The sequence below is a fragment of the Allobosea sp. TBD101 genome, assembly GCF_059817965.1.
In genome coordinates this window covers 4,462,667-4,487,348 of sequence record NZ_CM187543.1, presented here as the reverse complement: position 1 = coordinate 4,487,348, position 24,682 = coordinate 4,462,667, and the positions used below count along the sequence as shown (strand labels likewise).

23 protein-coding genes are annotated in these 24,682 nt (G+C 67.0%); 11 read left to right on the top strand and 12 right to left on the bottom strand.

Annotation, left to right across the window (positions count from 1 at the left end; all coding sequences use genetic code 11):
* Positions 1–95 precede the first annotated feature (95 nt).
* The 3 genes from AC6RIC_RS21850 (at position 96) to AC6RIC_RS21840 (ending at position 3,097) form a co-directional block, all read left to right on the top strand.
* The gene (locus AC6RIC_RS21850; protein ID WP_499733893.1) at positions 96–1,733 is read left to right on the top strand and encodes a cisplatin damage response ATP-dependent DNA ligase; all 1,638 of its coding nucleotides are present in this window, start codon (positions 96–98) and stop codon (positions 1,731–1,733) included.
* Positions 1,734–1,880: 147 nt separating this feature from the next.
* Positions 1,881–2,561 carry a response regulator transcription factor gene (locus AC6RIC_RS21845; protein ID WP_499733892.1) on the top strand — a complete coding sequence of 227 codons (681 nt, stop codon included), beginning with the start codon at positions 1,881–1,883 and terminating at the stop codon, positions 2,559–2,561.
* 281 nt (positions 2,562–2,842) lie between these two features.
* A complete protein-coding gene (locus AC6RIC_RS21840) occupies positions 2,843–3,097 on the top strand; it encodes a DUF6460 domain-containing protein (protein ID WP_244638997.1) in 255 nt (84 codons plus the stop codon).
* Positions 3,098–3,100: 3 nt separating this feature from the next.
* Here the strand turns inward: AC6RIC_RS21840 and AC6RIC_RS21835 are convergent, their stop codons facing one another.
* Together AC6RIC_RS21835 and AC6RIC_RS21830 are read right to left on the bottom strand one after the other, a co-directional pair.
* Entirely contained in the window at positions 3,101–4,189 is a 1,089-nt protein-coding gene (locus AC6RIC_RS21835) for a quinone-dependent dihydroorotate dehydrogenase (protein ID WP_499733891.1), read from the bottom strand.
* Positions 4,186–4,530 carry a DUF952 domain-containing protein gene (locus tag AC6RIC_RS21830; protein WP_499733890.1) on the bottom strand — a complete coding sequence of 115 codons (345 nt, stop codon included), beginning with the start codon at positions 4,528–4,530 and terminating at the stop codon, positions 4,186–4,188. The genes AC6RIC_RS21835 and AC6RIC_RS21830 overlap by 4 nt, the downstream gene beginning before the upstream one ends.
* 166 nt (positions 4,531–4,696) lie before the next feature.
* Here AC6RIC_RS21830 and AC6RIC_RS21825 point away from each other — a divergent pair, with 166 nt between their 5' ends.
* On the top strand, positions 4,697–5,326 hold the full coding sequence (locus AC6RIC_RS21825) for a S24 family peptidase (protein WP_454658112.1): 630 nt from the start codon (positions 4,697–4,699) through the stop codon (positions 5,324–5,326).
* A gap of 256 nt (positions 5,327–5,582) precedes the next feature.
* Here the strand turns inward: AC6RIC_RS21825 and AC6RIC_RS21820 are convergent, their stop codons facing one another.
* The 4 genes from AC6RIC_RS21820 to AC6RIC_RS21805 all read right to left on the bottom strand — a co-directional run bounded on the left by AC6RIC_RS21820 (position 5,583) and on the right by AC6RIC_RS21805 (position 12,025).
* Complete coding sequence (locus tag AC6RIC_RS21820) at positions 5,583–7,031, bottom strand: sensor histidine kinase (protein ID WP_454658111.1); 1,449 nt, start codon at positions 7,029–7,031, stop codon at positions 5,583–5,585.
* Positions 7,032–7,042: 11 nt separating this feature from the next.
* Positions 7,043–8,488: an FAD-dependent oxidoreductase gene (locus AC6RIC_RS21815; RefSeq protein ID WP_499733889.1), complete on the bottom strand. Its 1,446-nt coding sequence runs from the start codon at positions 8,486–8,488 to the stop codon at positions 7,043–7,045.
* A gap of 105 nt (positions 8,489–8,593) precedes the next feature.
* On the bottom strand, positions 8,594–10,930 hold the full coding sequence (locus tag AC6RIC_RS21810) for a putative bifunctional diguanylate cyclase/phosphodiesterase (protein WP_499733888.1): 2,337 nt from the start codon (positions 10,928–10,930) through the stop codon (positions 8,594–8,596).
* A 153-nt stretch (positions 10,931–11,083) separates the two neighbouring features.
* A complete protein-coding gene (locus AC6RIC_RS21805; RefSeq protein ID WP_454658108.1) occupies positions 11,084–12,025 on the bottom strand; it encodes an enoyl-CoA hydratase-related protein in 942 nt (313 codons plus the stop codon).
* Positions 12,026–12,673: 648 nt separating this feature from the next.
* Here AC6RIC_RS21805 and murA point away from each other — a divergent pair.
* The 5 genes from murA (at position 12,674) to AC6RIC_RS21780 (ending at position 16,928) form a co-directional block, all read left to right on the top strand.
* Positions 12,674–13,963: a UDP-N-acetylglucosamine 1-carboxyvinyltransferase gene (gene murA, locus AC6RIC_RS21800; protein ID WP_499733887.1), complete on the top strand. Its 1,290-nt coding sequence runs from the start codon at positions 12,674–12,676 to the stop codon at positions 13,961–13,963.
* A 45-nt stretch (positions 13,964–14,008) separates the two neighbouring features.
* Positions 14,009–14,455 carry a DUF2948 family protein gene (locus tag AC6RIC_RS21795; RefSeq protein ID WP_499733886.1) on the top strand — a complete coding sequence of 149 codons (447 nt, stop codon included), beginning with the start codon at positions 14,009–14,011 and terminating at the stop codon, positions 14,453–14,455.
* A gap of 207 nt (positions 14,456–14,662) precedes the next feature.
* Positions 14,663–15,955, top strand: coding sequence for a histidinol dehydrogenase (hisD, locus tag AC6RIC_RS21790; RefSeq protein WP_499733885.1), 1,293 nt, complete (start codon positions 14,663–14,665; stop codon positions 15,953–15,955).
* 38 nt (positions 15,956–15,993) lie between these two features.
* Positions 15,994–16,482 carry a UPF0262 family protein gene (locus AC6RIC_RS21785; protein WP_454658104.1) on the top strand — a complete coding sequence of 163 codons (489 nt, stop codon included), beginning with the start codon at positions 15,994–15,996 and terminating at the stop codon, positions 16,480–16,482.
* 41 nt (positions 16,483–16,523) lie between these two features.
* Positions 16,524–16,928, top strand: coding sequence for an arsenate-mycothiol transferase ArsC (locus tag AC6RIC_RS21780; protein WP_257733984.1), 405 nt, complete (start codon positions 16,524–16,526; stop codon positions 16,926–16,928).
* Between the two features lie 6 nt (positions 16,929–16,934).
* On the opposite strand, the gene AC6RIC_RS21775 is transcribed toward AC6RIC_RS21780, so the two are convergent.
* Both AC6RIC_RS21775 and AC6RIC_RS21770 read right to left on the bottom strand, forming a co-directional pair.
* Complete coding sequence (locus tag AC6RIC_RS21775; protein WP_454658103.1) at positions 16,935–17,102, bottom strand: hypothetical protein; 168 nt, start codon at positions 17,100–17,102, stop codon at positions 16,935–16,937.
* Positions 17,103–17,174: 72 nt separating this feature from the next.
* Positions 17,175–17,561 carry a TadE/TadG family type IV pilus assembly protein gene (locus tag AC6RIC_RS21770; protein WP_499733884.1) on the bottom strand — a complete coding sequence of 129 codons (387 nt, stop codon included), beginning with the start codon at positions 17,559–17,561 and terminating at the stop codon, positions 17,175–17,177.
* Between the two features lie 177 nt (positions 17,562–17,738).
* On the opposite strand from AC6RIC_RS21770, the gene AC6RIC_RS21765 reads away from it, so the two are divergent.
* Together AC6RIC_RS21765 and AC6RIC_RS21760 are read left to right on the top strand one after the other, a co-directional pair.
* Positions 17,739–18,113: a hypothetical protein gene (locus AC6RIC_RS21765; RefSeq protein ID WP_499733883.1), complete on the top strand. Its 375-nt coding sequence runs from the start codon at positions 17,739–17,741 to the stop codon at positions 18,111–18,113.
* Positions 18,110–19,567 (top strand): methyl-accepting chemotaxis protein, encoded by a 1,458-nt coding sequence (locus tag AC6RIC_RS21760; RefSeq protein ID WP_499733882.1) that lies wholly within the window; start codon positions 18,110–18,112, stop codon positions 19,565–19,567. The genes AC6RIC_RS21765 and AC6RIC_RS21760 overlap by 4 nt, the downstream gene beginning before the upstream one ends.
* A 3-nt stretch (positions 19,568–19,570) precedes the next feature.
* Here AC6RIC_RS21760 and AC6RIC_RS21755 read toward each other — a convergent pair whose 3' ends face one another.
* The 4 genes from AC6RIC_RS21755 to AC6RIC_RS21740 are packed head-to-tail and all read right to left on the bottom strand — an operon-like array spanning position 19,571 to position 24,679.
* A complete protein-coding gene (locus AC6RIC_RS21755; RefSeq protein WP_499733881.1) occupies positions 19,571–20,788 on the bottom strand; it encodes a phosphopentomutase in 1,218 nt (405 codons plus the stop codon).
* A 2-nt stretch (positions 20,789–20,790) separates the two neighbouring features.
* Positions 20,791–22,419 carry an ABC transporter ATP-binding protein gene (locus AC6RIC_RS21750; RefSeq protein ID WP_499733880.1) on the bottom strand — a complete coding sequence of 543 codons (1,629 nt, stop codon included), beginning with the start codon at positions 22,417–22,419 and terminating at the stop codon, positions 20,791–20,793.
* Positions 22,416–23,588 (bottom strand): ABC transporter permease, encoded by a 1,173-nt coding sequence (locus AC6RIC_RS21745; protein WP_499733879.1) that lies wholly within the window; start codon positions 23,586–23,588, stop codon positions 22,416–22,418. The genes AC6RIC_RS21750 and AC6RIC_RS21745 overlap by 4 nt, the downstream gene beginning before the upstream one ends.
* Before the next feature lie 2 nt (positions 23,589–23,590).
* A complete protein-coding gene (locus AC6RIC_RS21740; RefSeq protein WP_499733878.1) occupies positions 23,591–24,679 on the bottom strand; it encodes a microcin C ABC transporter permease YejB in 1,089 nt (362 codons plus the stop codon).
* Between the last annotated feature and the right edge of the window lie 3 nt (positions 24,680–24,682).

Sequence of the window (24,682 nt, the reverse complement as noted above, 5' to 3'; positions counted from 1 at the left end):
TACTCCATTGCCGTTAAGGTTTGCTTCATGAACGGTATCTGAACGATGCGGTGCAACAGAAACGAACCGGCGCGGTGTGGCGCGGAGGCGACAGCATGAACCGCTTCGCCTGGCTGCTCGATCGCCTGGCCTATGAGCCGCGCCGCAACGCCAAGATTGCGCTGATCGCCGATTACCTGCGCACGACGCCCGATCCCGATCGCGGCTACGCGCTGGCTGCGATGACGGGCGGGCTCGTCTTCCGCAACGCCAAGGCCGGACTGATCCGTGCGCTGATCGCCGAGCGCACCGACCCGGTGCTCTTCGCGCTGTCCTATGACTATGTCGGCGATCTCTCGGAGACGGTCGCGCTGATGTGGCCGGCCCGGCATGGCTCCAACGCGGTGCCGCATCTGCCGGAGGTGGTCGAGAGCCTGCGCGAGGCCGGCAAGACCGATCTGCCGCGTCTCGTCGCCGGCTGGCTCGATGCGCTCGACGAGACCGGCCGCTGGGCGCTGCTGAAGCTCATCACCGGGGCCTTGCGCATCGGTGTCTCCGCCCGCCTGGCCAAGACGGCCGCGGCCAGCCTCGGTGGCGTTCCGCCCGACGAGGTCGAGCAGGTCTGGCACGGGCTGGAGCCGCCTTATGCCGAACTCTTCGCCTGGCTGGAGGGCAAGGGCGCACGGCCCGAGGCGCGCGATCCCGCGCCGTTCCGTCCGGTCATGCTCTCGCATCCGATCGAGGACGGCGATTTCGACAAGCTCGACCCGGCCGAGTTCTCCGCCGAATGGAAATGGGACGGCATCCGCGTTCAGGCGGTGAGCGGCCGCAAGGCCGACGGCACGCGCCTGACGCGGCTCTATTCGCGCACCGGCGAGGACATTGCCGCCGCCTTCCCCGATCTTATTGAGGAACTGACGATAGACGGCGCGCTCGACGGCGAATTGCTGGTGATGCGGGAGAGCACGGTCCAGAGTTTCAACACGCTCCAGCAAAGGCTCAACCGCAAGACTGTCACCGCCAAGATGCTGGGCGAGTTCCCCGCCCATATCCGCGTCTACGATCTGCTCGTCGATGGCGAGGAGGATATCCGCCACCTGCCCCTGGAAGAGCGGCGCCAGCGGCTGGAGGCTTTCCTCTCGCGCCTCGCCAGCATCCGCTTCGATCTCTCGCCGGTGATCCCTTTCGCCTCATGGGAGGAATTGACCGCTGCGCGCGCCGATCCGGCCGGTGCAGGGGCGGGCGCTGATGCGGAGGCGGTCGAGGGCTGCATGATCAAGCGCCGCGATTCGCCTTACCTGCCCGGCCGCCCGAAGGGCTACTGGTGGAAATGGAAGCGCGATGCCCGGCTTGTCGACTGCGTGCTGATGTATGCCCAGCGCGGCCACGGCAAGCGCTCGTCCTTCTACTCCGACTACACCTTCGGCGTCTGGCGCGTGGGCGAGGATGGCGGTGAGGAATTGGTCCCGGTCGGCAAGGCCTATTTCGGCTTCACCGACGAGGAGCTGATCGAGATCGACAAATATGTCCGCAAGAACACGCTGAATCGCTTCGGCCCGGTGCGTGAGGTTACGCATGAGGCTGGGTCCGGCCTTGTCTTCGAGGTCGCCTTCGAGGGCCTGCAGCGCTCGACCCGGCACAAATCCGGCCTCGCCATGCGTTTCCCCCGGATCAACCGCATCCGCTGGGACAAGCCGCCTGTTGAGGCCGACCATATCGAGGTACTGGAAGCGCTGTTGCCGACCAATGGTTGAGTCGGAATGGGTTGCAGCCTTGCGCTTGCAATGCTTGTGATGCGCGGCCTGCCTGAGGCAAAATGCCCGGGTCGGACAAATGCATCGGCCCGAAGCGGATAACGTGGCTTTCGGGCGGGGGCGGTGCAGGCTTTAAGGAGTGGGGCGATGAGCAAGCAGCCTTCGACGCGGATCGTCATCGCGGACGACCATCCGCTGTTTCGCGGTGCGCTGCGTCAGGCGGTGTCGAGCGCCATCGGTGGGGCCGAGGTCAGCGAAGTCGGCTCGCTGGAAGCTCTGACGGAGGCGCTGGCGAGCGGCGGCGATGCCGATCTCGTCCTGCTCGATTTGACCATGCCGGGTGTGCAGGGCTTCTCGGGCCTGCTTTTTCTGCGGGCCGACCACCCGGAGATCCCGGTCATCGTCGTCTCCGCCAATGACGATCCGGCGGTGATTCGCCGTTGCATCGAGTTCGGCGCGCTCGGCTTCCTGCCTAAGACGGCCGATGTCGCGCAGATGGGCGAGGCGATCCGTGCGGTGCTCGACGGCAGCGTCTGGACCCCGCCCGGCGTCGATCTCTCGGCCCCCGTGGATGCCGAGATCGCCGATATGGTCCGCCGCCTGTCGACGCTGACGCCGCAGCAGGTGCGCGTGCTGATGATGCTGTCGGAGGGACTTCTCAACAAGCAGATCGCCTATGAGCTCGGCGTCTCCGAGGCGACGGTGAAGGCGCATGTCTCGGCGATCCTGACCAAGCTCGACGTCGACAGCCGCACGCAGGCCGTGATCGCGGCCTCGAAGATCGCCGGCACCGCCTGGGCGACGACGGGCGCCGCGGCGACGGCCTGACGATCGTTGCCTGACAGCTGAGCTGCCTTCGAAAACCTGGCGAGGTCATCCCGGGCTTGACCCGGGATCCATGCCTGAGCGTTTCCAGAAAAGGTTCGGGCATGGATCCCGGATCTCCGCTTCGCTGCGTCCGGGATGACCCGCGCTTTATGCGGGCAGTTTGGTCTATGAGAAATCGAAGGCGGCGTTCAGTCCCCGTTCAAGCGCGGCCTGTTTCAGGGTAAGACAGCGCGGAAGCGCCCCGGATCGACTTGGGGTGCAACAGGATGACGATGGCTTCCATGGAACGGTTTCTCGGCGGCTCGCCCCTCAGCGTCCTCGTCCGCCTGATCTTCATCTCGCTTCTGGTCGGCGCGGCGATGGCTTTCCTCGGCCTCTCCCCGCAGAGCCTCTATGAGGCCGCCGCGCGCTTCCTGCGCTCGATCACCGGGCTCGGCTTCGGCGCGGTGCGCGAGGTCGGGCAATGGGTCATCGCCGGCGCCCTGATCGTCGTCCCGCTTTGGCTGCTGATGCGGCTCTTCGCGGCGCGGAAGTAAGCCTTACAGCCCTTCGCCGCGCGCGATCGCCGCCGCATCGCGCCCGATCAGGGCGGTCAGGCGTGTCAGCCCGGCGCGCCGTGCCCGCGTGGCGAGGCCGGTCTTGATCTCCTTGGCGAGGCCCGGCCCCTTGAACACCATCGCCGAGTAGAACTGTACCAGCGTGGCGCCGGCACGGATCTTGGCGAAGGCCGTCTCGGCCGAATCGACGCCGCCGACGCCGACCAGCGGGAACTGCCCTTCGACGCGCAGGAAGGCCTCGGCCAGGATGCGGGTAGAGGCCGTGAAGAGCGGCTTGCCGGAAAGCCCGCCGGTCTCGGCCTTGCTGGCGCTGCGCAGGCTCTCCGGGCGCGCGATCGTGGTGTTCGAGACGATCAGCCCGTCGACATGGCGCTTGCGCGCGACGGCGATCATGCCGTCGAGCTCGGGCAGGGTGAGATCCGGCGCGATCTTGATCAGGATCGGCGTGCGCTTGCCGCTGGCCGCGACCTCGTCCCGCGCGGCGAGCGTGCGTGCGACGAGATCGTCGAGCGCGCTTTCCGCCTGCAGGTCGCGCAGGCCCGGCGTGTTCGGCGAGGAAACGTTGATCGTCAGGAAATCGGCGAGCGGGGCGAGCCGGCGCGCCAGCGTGGCGTAGTCGGCCGCGCGGTCGGCCGATTCCTTGTTGGCGCCGAGATTGACGCCGACGAGCCCACTGCGGCCCCGGCGCGCCTCGAGCCGCTTCGCCACGGCCTCCATGCCCTCGCTGTTGAGGCCGTAGCGGTTGATGACGGCCTCGTCCTCCAGCAGGCGGAAGACGCGCGGGCGCGGGTTGCCGGGCTGCGGCAGCGGCGTTACGCCGCCGACCTCGACGAAGCCGAAGCCGAGCCCCAGCGCGCCGTCGATCGCCTCGGCATTCTTGTCGAAGCCGGCCGCGAGGCCGACCGGGTTGGAGAAGGACAGCCCGAACGCCTCGGTCGCGAGCGCGGGATCGTCGGCTCCAGGCTTCAATGCCGGTGCCGTGGCGAGCGCGGTGACGGTCAGCCGGTGCGCCGTCTCCGCATCCATGCGGTGGATCAGCGGGCGGGCGAGGTTGAACAGGCCGCCGATCATGCGAGCGTCTCCGGAAGAATGTGGCTGCCGTCGGTCTTCAGCGGCATGGGGGCGATCCAGCGGACAACCTTCGGATCGAGCGGGGCATAAAGATGCGGGAAGAGCGCGCCGCCGCGCGAGGTCTCGTAGCGTAGGGCCGGGCCGAGGCGTTCGTCCTCGATGGCGATGAGCAGGAGCCCGTCCTGTCCGGCGAAATGCTTCGCCGCGGTCTCGGCGACCTGGGCGCCCATGGAGAAATGGATATAGCCGTCGGCGAGGTCGACCGGGGCGCCGTCGAAACGGCCCTTGGCCTCGGCTTCCGACCAGAGCGCGGCAGGGCATATCTTGTAGATCAGGGGCACCGGAAGTCTCGCGCGGACATGTCGGGCACCGGCTTAAACGCTGGCAGGAGGATTCCGCAAGCCGTTGTCTGATTGTGGCGAGATTCGGATTGAAATCTTATACGATAGGGGATATTTCCTATCTTCAATCCCCGCCCCACGGCAAGAGCGAAGCGAGGCCTGCGCGATGCTGTCACATGACCAGATCTGGGGGGCGATCGACACGCTCGCCCAGCGCTACGGTTTCACCGCCTCGGGGCTGGCGCGCAAGGCCGGGCTCGATGCCACCACCTTCAATCGCTCCAAGCGCGTCGCTCCGGATGGGCGTGAGCGTTGGCCCTCGACCGAATCGATCTCCAAGATCCTGGTCGCGACCGGCGCGTCTTTCGATGAGTTCATGAGCGTGGTGCTGCGCCGGGAGCCCGCGCCGGCGCGTACGATTCCCTTGATCGGCTTCGCCCAGGCAGGCTCGGGCGGCTTCTTCGACGATGGCGGTTTCCCCGCCGGCACGGGCTGGGAGGAGGTCGCCTTCCCCGGCGTCGCCGACGAAAAGGCCTATGCGCTGGAGATATCAGGCGATTCGATGCTGCCGCTCTATCGCGACGGCGACACCATCATCGTCTCGCCGACCGCGACGGTGAGGCGCGGCGACCGGGTCGTGGTCAAGACGGTGGAGGGCGAGGTGCTGGCCAAGCAGCTCAAGCGCCAGACGGCCAAGACGGTCGAGTTGGCCTCGCTCAACCCGGAGCATGCCGACCGCGTGCTGAACAATGCCGAGATCGCCTTCATGGCGCGGGTGATCTGGGCGAGCCAGTAGGTACGCTTCTCACTCGTTGTCATTCCGGGGCGACCCGTAGGGTCGAGCCCGGAACCCATGAACACACCATTTCCGTCATGGTCGGGCTTGTCCCGACCATCCACGTCTTCCTGTCTGCAATGCGGTGCTCAAGACGTGGATGCTCGCCACAAGGGCGAGCATGACGAAAACTGGAACAAGGTTGCGGTCATGGGTTCCGGGCTCTTCGCTGCGCGAAGCCCCGGAATGACGGCGTAGTTTCGTCAAGCACAGCGCCTTAATGCCCGTTGGCGCGCCGCGCCGGCAGCATAACCGCGAAGATCGCGCCCGTGCTCGAAGGTTCCAGCGCGATCGAGCCGCCATGGAGCCGGACCAGCTCGGCTGCGACCGCCAGCCCGAGGCCGGTGCCGCCGGGCGTCACCGAGCCGCGGAAGGCCTGGAACAGGTTGGCCCGCGCCCGCTCCGGCACGCCGGGGCCGTTGTCGATGATGCGTAGCGCCACCGAGCCGTTCTCCGGCCCACCCGTCACCGTCAGGACCGGCAGGTTTCCGGCCTCCGCCCCGGCCCGCGTCAGCGCCTGGATCGCGTTGCGCATCAGGTTGGTCAGCACGCGCGCCATCTGGTCGGGGTCGCAGGGCGCCGACAATTCGGGGGGGACGCGGTTCTCGAAGCGCGGCTGCTTGCCCTCGCCGAGGCCGAGCATCTCCGCTTGTTCGGCGACGAGCTGCCTCAGCGGGACGTCGCGGATCGCGGGTGTCGCCTCGGCGGCGCGGCCATAGGCGAGGGTCGCCTGGCAGAAATCGATGGCGCGGCCGAGCGTCGCGATCAGGCGCGGCGCGAACCGGCGGATCTTGGCGTCGCGGGTCTCGATCAACTGGTCGGACATGAGCTGCGCCGCCGCCAGCATGTTGCGCAGGTCGTGATTGATCTTGGAGACGGCGAGGCCGAGTTCGGCGAGATGCTTCTTGGTGCGCAGCTCATCGGCCAGCGTCGCCTCCATGCGGGCGAGCGCGCGCTCCGCCTCGCCGATCTCGTCGGCGCGCAGCGAGGGCTCGATGATCCGCCGGGGGTTCTCGGGATCGGCCTCGAACTCCATGACATTGGCCGCCAGATGCCGGATCGGCCCGATGATCAGCGCATTGAGCGCGATATAGACGGCAAGCGCGGTCAAGCCGGTGAGCAGCAGCGAGATCAGCAGCAGGCTCCAGGAGAATTTCAGCATCGCCCGGCGCAGCGGCGCCTCGTCGATGACGATCTCGACGAAATCGGCACCGCCGACCGCTTCGCCGACCACGCGGATCGGCATGGTCGCCGGCGAGACGAGCACGGCCAGTGCTTCGTTGATCGCGCTCAGCCAGCTCAGGTTGCGCAGGTCGACCGCGCGCGAGACCTCCGGCGGTGGCATTGAATCGAGGCTGAGCAGGCGCCGCGCTCCGCCGACGCGGGCGGCGATGGCGCGGGCGCCGACGCCCATCAGCAGGCGGTTTTCGCTGCCCTCCGGCAGGCCGTCTTCGGGCGCACCTTCGAGCACCAGCGCGGCGACCTGCGCGGCGGCGATCCGGTCATTCAGCCAGTTGCGCCGGAAGTTCGCGATGGAGGGCAGGTAGATCAGCACCTCCGCCAGCATGACGAAGAGCACGGTGACGAGCAGCAGCTTGGCCGAGAGGCCGAGGCGCGTGAGGCCGCGCGGCTGGCTGACCGACAAGGCTGGCTTGGGTGCATGCATCGTCGGTGATCTTAGCCGAAACGACGCAGAAAGCCGATGAGGCGGCGCAAGGCCGGCCGTGTCGTCAAAGCCGCATGGAAAGAGAGCGCGGCGCGACGCGAGGCGTCGGAGCGGGAGCTGAATGGCAACGGCATGCCGGCGACCGAGCCGATGCTGAGCCCGGCGCGCATCGCGACGCACCACGGTGCGATCAGTTCGCCCGCGTCTTCACCGACGATGGTGACGCCGAGGATATGGCCCTTGCGATCGACGATCGCCTTGACGAAGCCTTCGGTCTCGCCGTCGGCCTGCGCGGCGGCGGTCTCGGAGAATGGCCAGCGCAGTACCCGGATTGACCCGGCTGTCGTGCGAGCCGCCGTCTCCGAGAGCCCGATCGAGGCGACCTGCGGCTGGCTCCAGACGACGCGCGGCTCGCTTTCCTGATCGATTTTTACGGGCTGGCGGAACAGGATGCCGCGCAGCACGAGTCCGACATGGTCGTTGCCGGCGCGATCGGAGGGAGCCGCCGCCGCCCCGCCGGCGCAGGCCCCCAGGGCGTAGACGCGGCGATTGCTCGTCCGCAGGCTCCGATCGACCATGATGCCGGAGGCGTCATGGCGGATACCGCCGAATTCGAGGTCGAGCGTATCGATCGCGGGCTGGCGCGGGCCGCAAAGGATGAGATGCGAGCCCTCGATCGTCGCTTCGTCCGAGGGCGAGGTCAGGACGAGGCGAAATCCCGAGCGCGTGCGCTCGACCCGCAGCGGCTCGTTGCCCTCATGAAGCGCCAGCCCCTCGCGCAGCAGGCGGCGGCGCAGGATCGTCGCGGCTTCCTCGTCATGGCCCGCCAGAAGGCCCTGAGGTGCGACGAGGGTCGCGGCGCAGCCGAGCCGGCGCAGGGCCTGGGCCAGGGCGGTGCCCGCGCCGCCAAGGACGATCGGCCGTTCCGGCAGTCGAGTCAGGCCGGCAAGATCGGCCTCCCGAAGAACCGGTATCGAATCGAGCCCCGGTATCGCGGGCGGGACGGTGCGCGCGCCGGTGGCGACGACGAAGCGGCGCGCCTTGATCGGCTGCCCCTCGACGGTGACCGTGCTACGGCTGGTGAAGCGGGCTTCGCCCCGGATGACGGTGATGCCGAGCGTGGCCAACCGCTCGGCCGAATGATTGGCCCGGTCGGCCGCCGAGGCGCGCTGGATATGGTCGTGGATCTGGGCCGGGTTCGGCTGCGGTTCGGTTGCGGTGAGGCCGAAACGCCCGGCATCGCTCAGGGCTTGCGCACGGGCTCCGATCTTGATCAGCGCGCGGGCGGCGAGCGGCCCTCGGTCTCCGCCGATGGCGTCTCGCTCGACCAGGACGACGGGGACGCCGAAGGCCGCCGCGGCAATCGCCAGCGCGCTGCCGTTTCCGCCCGCGCCGATGACGCAGATGTCAGGTGTCAACGCGGCTGGTTTCGCCGCCTTGGCCGTGCCGTCGCCCACCGGATGTCCCGTCTCGCTGGCTTTCCCTATCGCTGATGCGTTGCCGGGCCGGCGGAATCAAGGCCCGGGAGCAGCCGGCAGAGAAAAAGAGCGCGTTACCCGTGCTCAGGCGACGCTGCGATTGCCGTTGCCGTTGCGGTCCTTGATGCTGGCCAGCGCTTCCGGGCGGCCGAACAGGAAGCCCTGGGCGCGGTGGGCGCCCAGCAGCTGGACGGCGATGCGCTGCTGCTCGGTCTCGATGCCTTCGACCACGACATTCATCTGGAGCCGGCGCGCCAATTGGCAGACCGCTTCGATGACGGCCTTGGAGGCCTCGTTGGTATGGACCTCGCGCGCGAAGCTCTGGTCGATCTTCACCTGCGCGAACGGGTAGGTCGAGAGGTAGGCGAGCGAGGAATAGCCGGTTCCGAAATCGTCGAGCGCGAAGGTCACGCCCAGCGCCCGCAATTCGTCGAGCACCGAAAGCGCCAGCTTGTCGTCCTCGATCAGCAGCGATTCCGTGACTTCGAGCATCAGGCGCCGCGATTCGAGCTGCGAGGCGAGGAGGGCGCCCTTGACCGTCTCGACGATCCGGCGCGGCTCGCGGAACTGCAGCGGCGAAACGTTGACGGAGACGCCGATGCCCGGCTCCCAGCTCGCGGCATCGCGGCAGGCCTGACGGATCGCCCAGTCGCCCATGCCGGCGATCAGGCCGGATTGTTCGGCGATCGGGATGAACACGCTGGGCGGCACCATGCCGCGTGTGGGATGGCGCCAGCGCATCAGCGCCTCGCGCGAGACGACCTTCTGGGTCTTCAGGTCGATGATCGGCTGGTAGTAGAGTTCGAGCGAACCATCGATGCAGGCCTTGCGCAGATCGACCTCGATCTCGTGCCGCTCCATCATCTCCTCGGCCATGGCCGGATTGAAGAATGTCAGCTTGTTCCGGCCGGCGGACTTGGCCTTGTAGAGCGCCGTGTCGGCATGGCGGAGCAGGTCGGCCGGATTGGCGCCGTCGAGCGGCGCCATGGCAATGCCGATGCTGGCGGTGACGTAGACGGTCTTGCCCTCGACATCGAAGGCCCGCGCCATCACGTCGATCATGCGCTGGGCGATGGCGGTGACGACGAGATGGTCTGCGGACGGCAGGATCAGCAGGAACTCGTCGCCGCCGAAGCGGGCGAGCATGTCGTTGCTGCGGATCGCGCTGCGCAGGCGGCTCGCGGTCTCCATCAGCACATGGTCGCCGATATCGTGGCCCAGGCTGTCATTGACCTGCTTGAAGCCGTCGAGATCGAGATAGAGCAGCGCGAAGCCCTCGCCCGTGCGCTCCAGCTTGGCGAAGGTTTCCGTGATCTGGGTGGTGTATTCGAAGCGGTTCGCCAGCCCTGTCAATTCGTCGAAGCGTGCCATCTGCTCGATGCGCGCCTCGGTCGCCTTGCGTTCGGTGGCGTCCTCGGTGAGCATCAGGATGCCGCCCTCGGCCGCCGGCGCGAGCGTCACGACCAGTACGAGCCCGCCGCGCGTCACAAGCTCCCTGCTGGTGGCCTGCTGGGTCGACTGTACCTCGGTCAATGCCGTGCGGATGTCGCGCAACTGCTCCTGGCTGATCACCTGCCGTTCGACCAGGAAGCGCGCGATCGCCGTCAATGGCGTGCCGGGCAGGGCGAGCGTCTCCGGCAGGCCGTAGAGCGTGCTGTGGGGCGCATTGCTGACCGCGAGCTTGAGGCTGCGATCGAACATCGCCAGCCCGTCGATCATGGTGTTGAGCGCGGCGTCGAGCGTCAGGTTCTGCGAATGCAGGGCGGAGGCGAGCGCCTTGGACTGCTTGTTGGCGTCGCTGAGCGCGAGCAGGTTCCGGTGCAGCGAATTGGTGATCGCGATATTGGCCGCCACGTACAGGAAGGCGAAATAGCCGATATAGCGATAATAGGGGTTATGGGCGCCGATCAGCCCGATCGCCATCGGGATGCAGAAGGTCAGGAGCTGTACCGCGACGAATTTCGGCCGGCCGGCATTGCGTGCGACATAGCCCGAGGCCAGCGCGATGGTCGAGGCGACCGAGGTGATGTGCGCGGCAGGATCGTCCGTCTGGACCAGCGCGACATAGCAGCTGTAGCCGAGGACGGCGCTGAACACCGTGGCGCCGAGGAAATAGTCGCGGTCCCAGCGCCGGGTCTCGGCGTAGCTGTCCTGGGCGTGGTTGCGCCGGCGATAGGCCACGACCGTCATGATGCGCAGGATGACGATGAGCGTCACCAGGATGGTGAGGCTCATGAAGATGTCCATGCCGGTGGAGATCCAGCACAGGAAAGGCGTCAGGATGCCGGCGATGCCGCCGGGAATGATCGAGGCCGGCGAGGAGAACAGCGAACTGACCAGCAGCGTATAGCCGGTCAGGTCGATGGTCTCGCCCTGCTCGCGCCCGCCAGCCGTTACCAGTCGCTTGAGCGCGCCTGCCATCTACTCCTGCCTTTGCCGCCCCACGCGGTACGACGTGCGGTTCCCGCACGTCGTGCATCATGCCAGTGGGTTGTACGAGAGCAGAGGTAAATGCTTCGTGTGGTTTTCCGGGGGCGTGCTCCGGACAAGGGGTGGCGAGTGCCGCGCCCCCGGTCAGACCGGGGCGAGGTGGCGCTGGTAGACGCGCGCCAGCATCCGGTCTTGCGTCTGGGCGATGCGCTGCAGCTTCGAGATCGCGCTCGGGCTCAGGCGCAGCATGCAGTCCGTCCAGATCTGGCCGAGATGGCCGAGCTCTTCGCGCAGGTCGCCATGGCGACGGTTGAACGCCGAGAACAGGGCGGTCTTGGCCGCATGGATCGGCAGCGAGTCCGCGCAGTATTTGCGGATCCAGCTTTCGCCCGTGCCGGTCGGGACCACGGCCTCGAGGCCGCCTGCCGCCATGAACTCCTGGGCGCTCATCTCCTCGCCGGAGAGCAGCATCTGCTCGGCGGCGCGCTGGCCCATGCGCCGTGACAGGATGGCCACCGCCGTGATCGGGAAGTGGTTGAACTTGATTTCCGGGTAGACGAACGAGGCCTGCTCCTCGGCGATCATGACATTGCATGAGCGCGGCGCGTCGATGCCGCCGCCGATCGCCTTGGCGTGGATCGTCGAGAGCGTCACCACGAGGCCGTTGAGGCCGCCGGAGTTCCAGATCGCGCCCTCCGCCGAGAGGCGGGCATATTCCGCCAGCGACGCGCGGTCGTTCTTGGCCAGACAGTCCAGATAGAAATCGAGATCGCCGCCGAGTGTGAAGAACGGCCCTGCGCCGCGGAAGGCGAGGAAGCGCACGGGAGCGCGGTGATACTGATCCGGAGCTCCCCATAGCGCGACGATCGCGCTCTGAATCTTCACCAGGCTGTCGAGCAGCTGGAGCGTGAAGACGGGCTTCAGCTCCGGCCGGATCGTGACCCAGAGCGTCTTGATGTCCGGCTCATACGCGATCTCCACCTCCGGCAGGAAGCCTGCGTTGTAGCGGATCGCATCGATGACTTCGCAGCTCTCCAGCAGGGTCGGCGCGAGGTTTCCTGTTCCCAACTTCAAGGACTGCAACATGACGCTACTCCACAAACTCCTTGATGCCGGGCAGCGTAAACGTTCTTAACGAAGTGTAAACGAAATCTCCCGGAAATGGTTAATAGCATTAAGGATTTTTACCTTACCAATCGTCATGGTGGGTGTGTGCCGCCGCCTTGGGCCCCTGCGAGGCAAGAGCCGCGCCGCGGCCGCTCGGGCGAAAATTTCGCGCCGATGGCGTGATCGGGAAACAATTGGAATGCTGCGGCGGGAGATTGGAGAAGGATCGTCCGATGCCGGAAAGCGCGGTCCCGGGCTGACTTGCTTCGGCACGATTCCGCCCTGCTGCTGGGCAGTGCCGTGCCGTCATCGTCGTGCTTGTCCGGCGGCGGCTCAGGGTCTAACGATACCGCCGCGAATTCGCCGCGTTCCCGCGTTCAAACACCCCATCCAGAGCTGATGCCGTGACCCGCCAGACAGCCGAAGACGAGAAGCAGGCGCGCCTTGCCGCCGCGCTCCGCGAGAATCTGAAGCGCCGTAAGGCCCAGGCTCGCGCTCGCCGTTCGGACGAAGCGCAAGCGCGTGAGCCGGAGCCGCCCTCTCAGGCCGATTCCTCCCGGACCTGAATTTCCTTATTCTCCCACGCGCCGCCGGCCCTGAGTCCGGCCGGCCGAGCAGGACCCGACGATGGACAAGATCCGCATCACCGGCGGCCAGCGCCTCAATGGCGCCATTCCGATTTCCGGCGCGAAGAACGCCGCCTTGCCGCTGATGATCGCGAGCCTGCTGACCGACGAGACGCTGACGCTGACCAATGTTCCGCGCCTCTCGGACGTGACGGCGCTCTCGCGCATCCTGTCCAACCAGGGCGTCGATCGTACCGTCGCCGGCAAGCGCATCGGCCAGTCGGCCGAGACAGGCCAGACCATCTCGCTGACCGCCCGCCAGATCGTCGATACCTGCGCGCCCTATGAGCTGGTCTCGACCATGCGGGCGAGCTTCTGGGTGATCGCGCCGATCCTGGCCCGCATGGGCGAGGCCAAGGTCTCGCTGCCCGGCGGCTGCGCCATCGGCACGCGCCCGGTCGATCTTTTGCTGATGGCGCTGGAGAAGCTCGGCGCCGAGATCGTGATCGAGAACGGCTATGCGCTGGCGCGCGCGCCCAGGGGACTGAAGGGCGGCGAGATCGTCTTCCCGAAGGTGACGGTCGGCGGCACCCACACGGCGCTGATGGCTGCGGTTCTGGCCCAGGGCACGACGGTGATCGAGAACGCCGCCTGCGAGCCGGAGGTCACCGACCTCGCCGCCTGCCTCGTCAAGATGGGCGCCAAGATCGAGGGCGCGGGCACCCCGCGCATCGTCGTGACCGGTGTTGCGCGCCTCGGCGGTGCGCATCATGCCGTTCTGCCGGATCGCATCGAGGCCGGTACCTATGCGATGGCCGTGGCGATGACCGGCGGCGACGTGATGCTGGAAGGCGCGCGGCCGGAATTGCTGCAATCGGCGCTCGACGTGCTCACCAAGGCCGGCGTCGATATCGACTCGACCAATGAGGGCATCCGTGTGCGCCGCAACGGACAGGGCCTGACCGCAGTCGATATCGACACCGATCCCTTCCCCGGCTTCCCGACCGACCTGCAGGCGCAGTTCATGGCGCTGATGACCCGGGCCAAGGGCACCTCGCGCATCCGCGAGACCATTTTCGAGAACCGCTTCATGCATGTGCAGGAGCTCGCCCGCCTCGGCGCGAAGATCCGGCTGGACGGCGATGTCGCCCTTGTCGAGGGCGTCGAGAAGCTGACCGGCGCGCCGGTGATGGCGACGGACCTGCGTGCCTCGGTCTCGCTGGTCATCGGCGGGCTTGCCGCCGAGGGCGACACCACGATCAATCGCGTCTACCATCTCGATCGCGGTTTCGAGGCGCTGGAAGCCAAGCTCAGCCGCTGTGGCGCGCTGGTCGAGCGCATCAGCGGTTGATTATCGACTGTTGATTTTCTTGGGGCGGCTCGTCAGAACAAGATCATGTCAGACGATGCCGCCGACCCGCTGAAGCTCATCGCGCTCGACGCGGATGACCTCGCGATTGTCTCAGCCCATCTCCAGGATGCGGTGCTGAAGGCAGCCGACCTCGTCTATCTGCCGCGCGAGCAGCGCTTCGCGCTCGCGCTGCGTCGCTTCGATTGGGAGGGCGCCCAGCACGGCCAGCGCAGGCGCCGCCTGACTGCGCTGCATTTCGACCGCGTCCAGTCCGTGCGCAGCGCCAAGCTGAACAAGAACGATCCCGACAAGGTCCTGAACCTGCTCGCCGTTACCTTCGATCTGAGCGAGGAGCCGGCCGGCGAGGTGACCCTGCATTTCTCGGAAGGGGCGGCGATCCGCCTCTCGGTCGAATGCATCGAGGCCCAGATGAAGGATCTCGGCCCGGTCTGGGAAGCCATGGCGACGCCCGGCCATCCCGACGGCACCTGAGCCCGTGAGGTCGGCGCAGCTTTTCAGCCGTCGCCCGCTTCAACCTTACATACCCTTCGTCTAAGAACGCGCCGTCATCCCGGACAAGCCGCGAAGCGGCGCCGATCCGGGATCCATCGAAGGGGCTGTGCTCTACGATGGATTCCGGGTCTTCGCTGCGCTACGCCCGGAATGACGATTTAGAGTTCGAATTCCCCGAGGATACCCATGCCGATCAGGCTCGACGACAGGGATGCCCGCTTCGCTGAGGACTTCATGGCGCTGCTCTCCGCCAAGCGCGAGGTCTCCGAAGAGGTCGATCGCATCGCCGCCGACATCATTGCGGATGTCCGCGAGAAGGGCGATGCGGCGCTGATCGACTACACATCCCGCTTCGACGCGCTCGACCTGACCCCTGAGGCATTACGCGTCTCCGAGGCCGAGATCGACGCGGCCGTCGCCGCCTGTTCGCCCGAACTGCTGACCGCGCTGGAGACGGCGCGCGCGCGCATCGAAGCCTATCATCGCCGCCAGAAGCCGGCCGATTCCTGGGTCGAGGACGCGGCTGGCGTCGGCGCCGGCTGGCGCTGGAGTGCGATCGAGGCGGTCGGGCTCTATGTGCCCGGGGGTACCGCGAGCTACCCGTCCTCGGTGCTGATGAATGCGATCCCGGCGAAGGTCGCCGGCGTGCCGCGCATCGTCATGGTCGCTCCCACACCGCGGGGCGAAACCAATCCGCTGGTGCTCGCCGCCGCCCGGCTCGCTGGCGTCGACGAGGTCTATCGCATCGGCGGCGCGCAGGCCGTCGCGGCGCTCGCCTATGGCACGGCCACGATCGCGCCGGTCGCCAAGATCGTCGGCCCCGGCAATGCCTATGTCGCCGCTGCCAAGCGCCGCGTCTTCGGCCAGGTCGGCATCGACATGATCGCCGGTCCCTCCGAAGTGCTGGTGATCGCCGATCGCAGCGCCAATCCAGACTGGATCGCCGCCGACCTGCTGGCGCAGGCCGAGCATGACGTCTCCGCCCAATCGATCCTGATGACTGACGACGTGGCGCTCGCCGCCGAGGTCGAGAAGGCGGTGATGGCGCAGCTCGCGACGTTGCCACGGGCGGAGATCGCCGGCCGCAGCTGGCAGGAATTCGGCGCGATCCTGCTCGTCGCCGATCTCGAAGCCGCCGTGCCGCTGGTCGACCGGCTCGCGCCCGAGCATCTCGAGATCATGACCGCCGATCCGGACCGGCTCGCAGGGCTGATCCGCAATGCCGGGGCGATCTTCCTCGGAGGCCATACGCCCGAGGCGATCGGCGACTATGTCGGCGGTCCCAACCACGTCCTGCCGACGGCCCGCTCGGCCCGCTTCTCGTCGGGCCTCGGCGTCGGTGATTTCATGAAGCGAACCTCGCTCCTGAAATGCGGCCCCGAGGGCCTGCGCGCGCTGGCTTCTGCTGCGACGCAATTGGCCGAAGCCGAGGGCTTGCAGGCGCACGGCCGATCCGTGACGATCAGGTTGAATCTCTAGAGCTCCGTCCGACAGGCGGCGCCATGGCCGGAGGAGTGATGTCCGACGTCTCGACTGCCACCAACCAGCGCCTGGTCGGCCTGACCCTCGACGAGAATTCCCTCGGCCGGGGCACGCCCGATCAGGAGCATGAGCGCGCCGTCGCGATCTACGACCTGATCGAGCGCAACAGCTTCGCCGTTCCCGAGCATGACGGCGGACCGTATCTCGCGCATCTCGCCATGGTCGAGCGGCGCCTCGTCTTCGAGATCAAGGCGGCGGACGGCGCGCCGGTGGTGACGCATCATCTCTCGCTCAGCCCGTTCCGGCGCATCATCAAGGACTACGAACTGGTCTGCGACAGCTATTACGCAGCGATCCGGACCGCGACGCCGACACAGATCGAGGCGATCGACATGGGCCGGCGCGGCCTGCATGACGAGGCCGCCGGCATTCTGGCGGAGCGGCTGGCCAACAAGGTCGAGGTCGATTTCGATACGGCCCGCCGCCTGTTCACATTGATCTACGCTCTGCACTGGAAAGGCTGACGCGCTTGGAGGCCCCGCGCAAGGTCCAGAGCGTGCTGTTCATGTGCGCGATGAACGCCGTGCGCTCGCCCATGGCCGAGGCTCTGGCCAAGCATTTCTTCGGCAAGTCGATCTATGTCCAGTCGGCCGGCGCCCGCAAAGGCGAGCCGGACGGCTTCGTGCACGCGATCCTTGACGAGATCGGCATCGATCTCAGCAAGCACAAGCCGAAATCGATCGAGGAACTGGAGGAGTGGGAAGGGCTCAATTTCGACCTGATCATCACGCTCTCGCCCGAGGCCCATCACAAGGCGTTGGACCTGACGCGGACCCATGCCGCCGAGGTCGAGTACTGGCCGACCGTCGATCCCACCGTGTTCCAGGGCTCGCGCGAGCAGAAGCTCGATGCCTATCGTGACGTCAGGGACGGGCTGATCAAGCGGATCAAGCAACGCCTTCAGAGCTGACGAAGCTCACCGTACCAGCACCGCTCCGCCGCAGCGGACGCCGCTGCCCCAGCTATCGGCCTGGCCGAGCCCGATGCAGAGCGTGCCGAACCCGACCAGCACGGTGGCAGAGATCGCGAAGAGGATCGCGGCGCCGCCCCGCTGATTCCCGGCGAAGTTCCTGAGCCTGAGCATGCGTGTCCGCCCCTTTGCCTCGAGATCGCGGAAGCCGTTCAATATCCACTGCGCTGGGCGATTGCCCGACGCTCAATCATGGGTTGTAGCGGCGAGGCCGGTCGGCGGAAGGTTGCCATAGACCGAGCCGCTCATGTCATAGGCGACGGCAACCTCGAAGCTCCGCATATGCGGGCCGGTCTGGCCGGTACGGACTCTCAGCTTGGTCGGGTCGATGAAGGTGTAGGACCGGGCATGGGCGGCGATGAAATCGCGGGCGATCCGGGAGCGTTCGGCGTCGTTGAGGCCGGATACCGACGAGCGCGCCGCCTCGGCTGCGATCTGCTGGATGCTGTGGTCGATGCCGAAGACGTAGTCCATGATGCCGAAGAGCAGCAGCAGGATCGGCGCGACGAAGGCGAACTCGACTGCGCGAGTGACGCGCTGATTTCGGGGGAAACGTGACAAGGCAGGCAGCATGGCCGTTCCTCGACAAGTATATGCAACTAAAGGTTGCAAATCTCTCCTCTTTATGAAAATTAAACACGTTCTCGGACGAGCAAGCGCCGTTCAACCCGAGTGAAAGGCTTAAGCAAAATTTTACGCAGCTACGGTTGCTTCGCTTGTATGCCGCCTTTGCCCCGAGTGATGCCCCCGATGCCTTCGATATCTCCAGCGGAACCCGCTGCGGCTCGCGCGGAGCGACTGTCGCCCGGTGGCGGTCTTCTGGTCGGGTTGGTCTGCCTGCTGGTCAGCTTCGGAGCCCTCGCCAGCCTGCCGCGGCCGACCGACGGCACCGAGCCGGTCGCGATCGTCTTCCCGCCCTGGACCGAGGGCGCGGAAGCCGTGGCGTTGAGCTTCGCTGCCGGTCATCGCGTGTTGCGCAGTGGCCGTTTGAGCGCGGTCGTCATCGTGGCGCCGACGCTGAACGGACAGGCGCCATCCCTGCCGAAAGGCGCGTGGTTCTCCCTCGTCCTGGCGGGTCTTGCCGGATGCCTCGATAGTCCCGGCCGAACGGAGGCATCGTCATGATCTGGACCCTGTCAGCGGTACGCCAGAGGGTCGCGCAGGCCCTGCTCGCACTCGGGCTGTTCCATGTGCCGCTCCTCGCGCTCGGCTTCTGGGCTAACGGCACATCAGGCACCGTGCCGGTCGCGATGGCGGCGCTGGCCGCGCTCGCAGCCGTGCTGGTCTATCGCCTGGTCGGCCCGGCCATCGTGACGCAGCTCATCATTGCGGCCGTGCTGATCGGGCAGGTCTCCATCCTGGTGTTCAGCTTTGCCGGCCATCCCTGGCAGCCGGACATCCACATGTACTATTTCGCGGTGCTGGCGCTGCTGGCCGGCTTCTGCGACTGGCGGCCGATCCTGATGGGCGCGACGTTGACTGCCGCGCACCATCTCGTGCTGCAATACGCCTTGCCGGCCGCCGTCTTCTACCAGGGTGGCAGCCTGCTACGGGTGCTGCTCCATGCGGTGATCGTCATCATCGAGACGACGTTCCTTGCGATCTTCGCCGTCGTGCTGCAGCGCATGTTCGCCGTGAACGAGCAGAATCTCGCGCGAGCGCAGGAAGTGGCCGAGCGCGAGCGCATCGCCGGCGACAAGGAGCGCAACCTTGCCGAGGAGCTCGGCCGGCGTGCCGAAATGCTGCGCGACGTCGTCGCCGGCTTCCGCGCGCAGATGGACCAGGCGATGGCCGTGCTGGACCATTCTGCCGCGGCGATGAACACCGAGGCCGGGGCGCTGACCGAAACCTCCGACCATGTCCGTCGCCAGACCGCGATGGTCTCCGATTCCGCCGCCGGCACGATGGACAGCATCGATCATCTCTCGGCGGCCAGCACCGAGCTCGTCGCTTCCATCGGCGAGATCGGCCGCAATGCCGGTCAATCGGCCGACGGCTCGAAGGTGGCCGCCGATCTGGCTCGTCGCGCCAGCGCCGAGATCGAGCACCTCGCCCAGAGCAGCGAGAATGTCGGTGCCGTCGTCGAGATCATCCGCGGCATTGCCGCCCAGACCAGCATGCTCGCGCTCAATGCCACGATCGAGGCGGCGCGCGCCGGTGAGATGGGCCGCGGCTTCGCCGTCGTTGCCAGCGAGGTCAAGACGCTCTCGGCCCAGACGGCCAAGGCGACCGACGAGGTCTCGCTCCAGATCGGCACGATGCAGCAGGCCTCGCAACGCTCGCTCAAGGCGATCCGCGACATCGTCGAGGCGATCGGCGATGTCGAGAGCATCGCCAATGCGATCGCGCTCTCCGTCGACGAGCAGAGCCGCGCCACCGCGGAGATCGCGCATCAGGTTCGGCTGTCCTTCGAGGGTGCGCAGCGCAGCGCCGACGTCGCCGGCGGCTTCGAGGTCATGACCCGCCAGACCCATGGCGCCGCCCAGCAATTGCAGAGTGCCGCCAGCACGCTCGCGCAGCAGGCGCAGGAGATCCGTCAGGAGGTCGCGAGCTTCTGTGGGCAGGTCGCGACGGCCTGACGGCTACCAGGGGCGGCCGGGGCCGACCGGTCCGATGCCGAGGAAGGTGCCCAGGCTCGCCGCGATATCGGCGAAGCTGCCGCGGCGCCCGAGCGGCTCTGCACCTATGCCGGGACCAAAGGCAATGATCGGCACATGCTCGCGAGTATGGTCGCTGCCGGGCCAGCTCGGATCATTGCCATGGTCGGCGGTGACGACGGCGATGTCGCCCGGCCGCAACGCGGCTTCGATATGGGGCAGGTGGCGGTCGAAGGCTTCGAGTGCGGCAGCGTAGCCGGGAATGTCGCGCCGGTGACCGAATTCGGTGTCGAAATCGACGAGATTCACGAAGCAGAAGCCGCCGTCGGGCAGGCCGTCCCAGGCTTCCAGCGCTGCGTCGAGCATGGCCGCATTGCCGAAGGGCTTGATCTCGGTGCCGGTCGACCGATGGGCGAAGATATCGCCGATCTTGCCGACAGTGACGACCGTCCGCCCTCGGCTCGTCAGCCGGTCCAGGATCGTCTCGTCCGGCGGCGGGATGGCGAAATCCTTGCGGTTGCCGGTGCGGGTGAAGCCTTCCTCCGGCGAGCCGACGAAGGGCCGCGCGATGACGCGGCCGATCCGCAGGGGATCGACGAGCCCGCGCGTGACCTTGCAGAGCGCATAGAGTCGCTCGAGCCCGAAATGCTCCTCATGCGCCGCGATCTGCAGCACGGAATCGACCGAGGTGTAGCAGATCGGCTTGCCCGTCCGGATATGCTCCGGTCCGAGTTCGTCGATGATCGCGGTGCCCGAGGCATGCTTGTTGCCGAGGATGCCGGGAAGGGCACCTTCCTTGATGATGCCGGCGACGAGCTCCGGCGGGAAGGAGTTCTCCAGATCGGTGAAATAACCCCACTGGAACGGCACCGGGCAGCCGGCGATCTCCCAATGGCCGGACGGGGTGTCCTTGCCCTGGCTGATTTCGACGCCGTAACCCCAGCGCCCTTCGGGCCTGGCCGGCTTCGCGACGCCGGCGAGCGGCCGGCCGGTCGAGGCCTCGCAGGCATGGGCGAGGCCGAGCCGCACGAGGTTCGGCAGTCTGAGCGGCCCGCTGCGCAAGCCTTCGCGGTCGCCGCGCCCATCGGCGCAGGCCTCCGCGATATGGCCGAGCGTGTCGGAGCCCGCATCGCCATAGGCCGCCGCATCGGCTGCGCCGCCGCAGCCGACCGAGTCCAGCACGATCAGGAGCGCGCGCGCCATGCTCAGTCCCTCACCGCGGTGGTTCTGGCGGTATCGAGGTTGAGCGCGGCGGCGAGTAGGGCCTGGGTATAGGCTTCGCGCGGCTCAGCGAAGATCGCCTCGGCCGGACCTTCCTCGACCACCTTGCCGTTCTGCATCACCACCACCCGATGCGACAGCGCCCTGACGACCTTGAGGTCGTGGCTGATGAAGAGATAGCCCAGCTTGCGCTTCGCTTGCAGCCCGCGCAGCAGTTCGACGATCTGCGCCTGCACGGACATGTCGAGCGCCGAGGTCGGCTCGTCCAGCACCACGAATTTCGGATCGAGCGCCATGGCCCGCGCGATCGCGATGCGCTGGCGCTGGCCGCCCGAGAACTCGTGAGGGTAGCGGTCCATCGCCGCCGGATCCAAGCCCACATCGATCAGCGCCTGCGCGACGATCTCGCGGCGTTGCGGATAGGTCAGGTTCGGCTGCTGGATGGCGAGCCCCTCCGCCACGATCTCGGCCACCGACATGCGCGGCGAGAGCGAGCCATAGGGGTCCTGGAAGACGACCTGCAGATCCTTGCGCTTGGGCCGGACCTGCTTGCTGGAGAGCCCGTCGATCCGGTCGCCGAGGAAGACGATCGGCCCTTCCGAGGCGATCAGCCGGAGGATCGCCAGGCCGAGCGTGGTCTTGCCTGAGCCGGACTCGCCGACGACGCCCAGCGTCTCGCCCTCGCGCACCGTGACCGAGATGCCGTCCACTGCCTTCACATGGCCGCTGACGCGGCGCAGCAGGCCGGACTTGATCGGGAACCAGACCTTGACCGGCCCTGCCTCCAGCAGCGTTGCCGCATCGCTCGGGACCGGGGCAGGGCGGCCTTTCGGCTCGGCGGCGAGCAGGCGCTTGGTATAGTCGTGCTGCGGGTTGGCGAAGATCTCGGCCACGGGGCCGTGCTCGACGATCTTGCCCTTCAGCATCACGCAGACCCGGTCGGCGATCCGCCGGACGATGCCTAGGTCATGGGTGATGAACAGCATCGCCATGCCGAGCTTTTCCTGCAGCTCCTTGAGCAGCTTCAGGATCTGCGCCTGCACAGTGACGTCGAGCGCGGTCGTCGGCTCGTCGGCGACCAGCAGTTCCGGCTCGTTGGCGAGCGCCATCGCGATCATCACGCGCTGGCGCTGCCCGCCCGAGAGCTGGTGCGGATAGGCGTCGAGCCGGCTCGCGGCGTCGCGGATGCCGACGAGATCGAGCAGCTCCAGCGTGCGGGCGCGAGCCTTCTCGCCGCGCAAGCCCTTGTGCAGTTCTAGAATCTCGCCGATCTGCCGCTCGATCGTATGCAGCGGGTTCAGCGAGGTCATCGGCTCCTGGAACACCATGGTGATGTCGTTGCCGCGCACCTTGCGCATCGCGTCCTCGTCGGCCGCGATCAGGTCTTGCCCGTTGAACAGCACCTTGCCGGACGGATGATGCGCCGCCGGATAGTTCAGGAGCTTGAGGATCGACAGCGCCGAAACGGACTTGCCCGAGCCGGATTCACCGACCAGCGCCAGGGTCTCGCCTTTGGCGATCGAGAAAGAAACGCGGTCGACGGCCAGCGTTTCCCGCCCGCCCTGGCGGAAGGCGACGGAGAGGTCTTCGACGGAGAGAAGCGGCGCGGTCATGCGAAGGTCTTCCGCGGGTCGAAGGCGTCGCGCACTGCTTCGCCGATGAAGATCAGCAGCGACAGCATCAGCGCGATCACGATGAAGCCGGAGAGGCCGAGCCAGGGCGCCTGGAGGTTCGCCTTGCCCTGCGCCAGCAATTCGCCGAGCGAGGGCGAGCCCGGCGGCAGACCGAAGCCGAGGAAGTCGAGCGAGGTCAGCGTGGTGATCGAGCCGTTCAGGATGAAGGGCAGGAAGGTCAGTGTCGCGACCATCGCGTTGGGCAGCAGGTGCCGGACCATGATGGTGCGGTTGGAGAGGCCGAGCGCACGCGCCGCCCGGACATACTCGAAATTGCGTGCCCGCAGGAACTCGGCGCGTACGACGCCGACCAGCGCCACCCAGGAGAACAGCAGGAGGATGCCAAGCAGCACGAAGAAGCTCGGCGTGATGATCGCTGCGACGATGATCAGCAGGTAGAGCGCCGGGATCGAGGTCCAGATCTCGATCAGTCGCTGGAAGATCAGGTCGGTCCAGCCGCCGAAATAGCCCTGGATGGCACCGGCCGTAATGCCGATCACCGAGGAGAAGGCGCAGAGGATCAGCCCGAACAGCACGGAGATGCGGAAGCCGTAGATCAGCCGCGCCACCACGTCGCGGCCCTGGTCGTCGGTGCCGAGCCAGTTCCATTCGAGGTCGCGGCAGGTCGATCCGCCGATGCGCTCCGCGATCGTCTTGCACTGCTCGTCCTTGAGCAGCCAGGTCGGCGGGGCAGGAGCCGGGACGGGAAGGTCGAGATTATGCGTGCGGTAGGAGTAGCGGACCAGCGGCCAGATCGCGAAGCCGTTGGCCGCGATCTCCTTGGCGATGACCGGGTCGCGGTAATCGGTGGTGGCAAGGAAGCCGCCGAATTTCTCCTCCGGGTAGTTCACCGCGACCGGGAACAACCACTCGTCCTTGTAGCGCACGACGAGCGGCCGGTCGTTGGCGATGAACTCGGCGAAGAGCGAGAGCACGAACAGCGCGAGGAAGAGCCAGAGCGACCACCAGCCGCGCTTGTTGGCCTTGAAGTTGTTGAACCGGCGCCGGTTGATCGGCGAGAGCTTGAGCCAGCCCTGTTTGGCCTCGGCCGGCGCGAGGGGTGCGTCGCTGCGCAGGGCAGGCGGGGGAGCGTCGATCAGCGTGTCCATGCTCACGCCTCCCGGCTCTCGAAATCGATGCGGGGATCGACCCAGCTATAGGTCAGGTCGGTGATCAGGTGCACGACGAGGCCGATCAGGGAGAAGATGAAGAGATTGGCGAAGACCACGGGATAGTCGCGGTTGACGATCGCCTCGAAGGAGAGAAGGCCGAGCCCGTCGAGCGAGAAGATCGTCTCGATCAGCAGCGAGCCCGCGAAGAGTGCATGCACGAAGGCGCCGGGGAAGCCGGCGATGACGATCAGCATCGCATTGCGGAAGACATGGCCGTAGAGCACGCCGCGCTCGCTGAGGCCCTTCATCCGCGCGGTCAGGACATATTGCTTCCTGATCTCGTCGAGGAAGGAGTTCTTGGTCAGCAGCGTCGAGGTCGCGAAGGCGCCGAGCGCCATCGCCAGAACCGGCAGCGTGATGTGCCAGAGATAGTCCTTCGCCTTGCCGAACAGGCTGAGCTCCGCCCAGTTGTCGGAGGTCAGGCCCCGCAGTGGGAAGATCTGCCAGAACGAGCCGCCGGCAAAGAGCACGATCAGCAGGATCGCGAACAGGAAGCTCGGGATGGCATAGCCGACGATGACGACCGCGCTCGTCCAGGTGTCGAAGCGCGAGCCTTCCTTCACCGCCTTGCGGATGCCGAGCGGGATCGAGATCGCATAGGAGATCAGCGTCATCCACAGCCCGAGCGTGATCGAGACCGGCAGCTTCTCCTTGATGAGCTGAAGAACCGGCGCGTCGCGGAAATAGGAGCGGCCGAAATCGAACCGGGCATAGTCCCCGAGCATCTTCAGGAAGCGCTCATGCGCCGGCTTGTCGAAGCCGAACTGCTTCTCCAGCTCCTTGATGAAAGCGGGGTCGAGCCCCTGCGCGCCGCGATAGGCTGAGCCGTCGCCCTGCGCACCGGCATCGCCCATCTGCCCGCCGCCGACGCGGTCGGCCGCGCCACCGCTGTTCGGGTTCTGGAGCTGCGAGATCACGCGCTCGACCGGCCCGCCCGGCGCGAATTGCACGATGACGAAGGAGACGAGCAGGATGCCGAACAGCGTCGGCACCATCAGCGCGAGGCGCCGGGCGATATAGCTCAGCATGCC

Excerpts from the sequence above, each read along its gene's own strand:
- AC6RIC_RS21745 (WP_499733879.1), bottom strand. The coding sequence starts at position 23,588 with ATGGACACGCTGATCGACGCTCCCCCGCCTGCCCTGCGCAGCGACGCA.
- AC6RIC_RS21775 (WP_454658103.1), bottom strand. The coding sequence starts at position 17,102 with ATGCTCAGGCTCAGGAACTTCGCCGGGAATCAGCGGGGCGGCGCCGCG.
- AC6RIC_RS21835 (WP_499733891.1), bottom strand. The coding sequence starts at position 4,189 with ATGATCGGCGGCCTGTTCAACCTCGCCCGCCCGCTGATCCACCGCATG.
- AC6RIC_RS21770 (WP_499733884.1), bottom strand. The coding sequence starts at position 17,561 with ATGCTGCCTGCCTTGTCACGTTTCCCCCGAAATCAGCGCGTCACTCGC.
- AC6RIC_RS21780 (WP_257733984.1), top strand. The coding sequence starts at position 16,524 with ATGTGCGCGATGAACGCCGTGCGCTCGCCCATGGCCGAGGCTCTGGCC.
- AC6RIC_RS21795 (WP_499733886.1), top strand. The coding sequence starts at position 14,009 with ATGTCAGACGATGCCGCCGACCCGCTGAAGCTCATCGCGCTCGACGCG.
- hisD (WP_499733885.1), top strand. The coding sequence starts at position 14,663 with ATGCCGATCAGGCTCGACGACAGGGATGCCCGCTTCGCTGAGGACTTC.
- AC6RIC_RS21845 (WP_499733892.1), top strand. The coding sequence starts at position 1,881 with ATGAGCAAGCAGCCTTCGACGCGGATCGTCATCGCGGACGACCATCCG.
- AC6RIC_RS21825 (WP_454658112.1), top strand. The coding sequence starts at position 4,697 with ATGCTGTCACATGACCAGATCTGGGGGGCGATCGACACGCTCGCCCAG.
- AC6RIC_RS21805 (WP_454658108.1), bottom strand. The coding sequence starts at position 12,025 with ATGTTGCAGTCCTTGAAGTTGGGAACAGGAAACCTCGCGCCGACCCTG.
- AC6RIC_RS21760 (WP_499733882.1), top strand. The coding sequence starts at position 18,110 with ATGATCTGGACCCTGTCAGCGGTACGCCAGAGGGTCGCGCAGGCCCTG.
- AC6RIC_RS21840 (WP_244638997.1), top strand. The coding sequence starts at position 2,843 with ATGGAACGGTTTCTCGGCGGCTCGCCCCTCAGCGTCCTCGTCCGCCTG.
- AC6RIC_RS21820 (WP_454658111.1), bottom strand. The coding sequence starts at position 7,031 with ATGCATGCACCCAAGCCAGCCTTGTCGGTCAGCCAGCCGCGCGGCCTC.
- AC6RIC_RS21740 (WP_499733878.1), bottom strand. The coding sequence starts at position 24,679 with ATGCTGAGCTATATCGCCCGGCGCCTCGCGCTGATGGTGCCGACGCTG.
- AC6RIC_RS21755 (WP_499733881.1), bottom strand. The coding sequence starts at position 20,788 with ATGGCGCGCGCGCTCCTGATCGTGCTGGACTCGGTCGGCTGCGGCGGC.
- AC6RIC_RS21765 (WP_499733883.1), top strand. The coding sequence starts at position 17,739 with ATGCCTTCGATATCTCCAGCGGAACCCGCTGCGGCTCGCGCGGAGCGA.
- AC6RIC_RS21750 (WP_499733880.1), bottom strand. The coding sequence starts at position 22,419 with ATGACCGCGCCGCTTCTCTCCGTCGAAGACCTCTCCGTCGCCTTCCGC.
- murA (WP_499733887.1), top strand. The coding sequence starts at position 12,674 with ATGGACAAGATCCGCATCACCGGCGGCCAGCGCCTCAATGGCGCCATT.
- AC6RIC_RS21850 (WP_499733893.1), top strand. The coding sequence starts at position 96 with ATGAACCGCTTCGCCTGGCTGCTCGATCGCCTGGCCTATGAGCCGCGC.
- AC6RIC_RS21785 (WP_454658104.1), top strand. The coding sequence starts at position 15,994 with ATGTCCGACGTCTCGACTGCCACCAACCAGCGCCTGGTCGGCCTGACC.
- AC6RIC_RS21810 (WP_499733888.1), bottom strand. The coding sequence starts at position 10,930 with ATGGCAGGCGCGCTCAAGCGACTGGTAACGGCTGGCGGGCGCGAGCAG.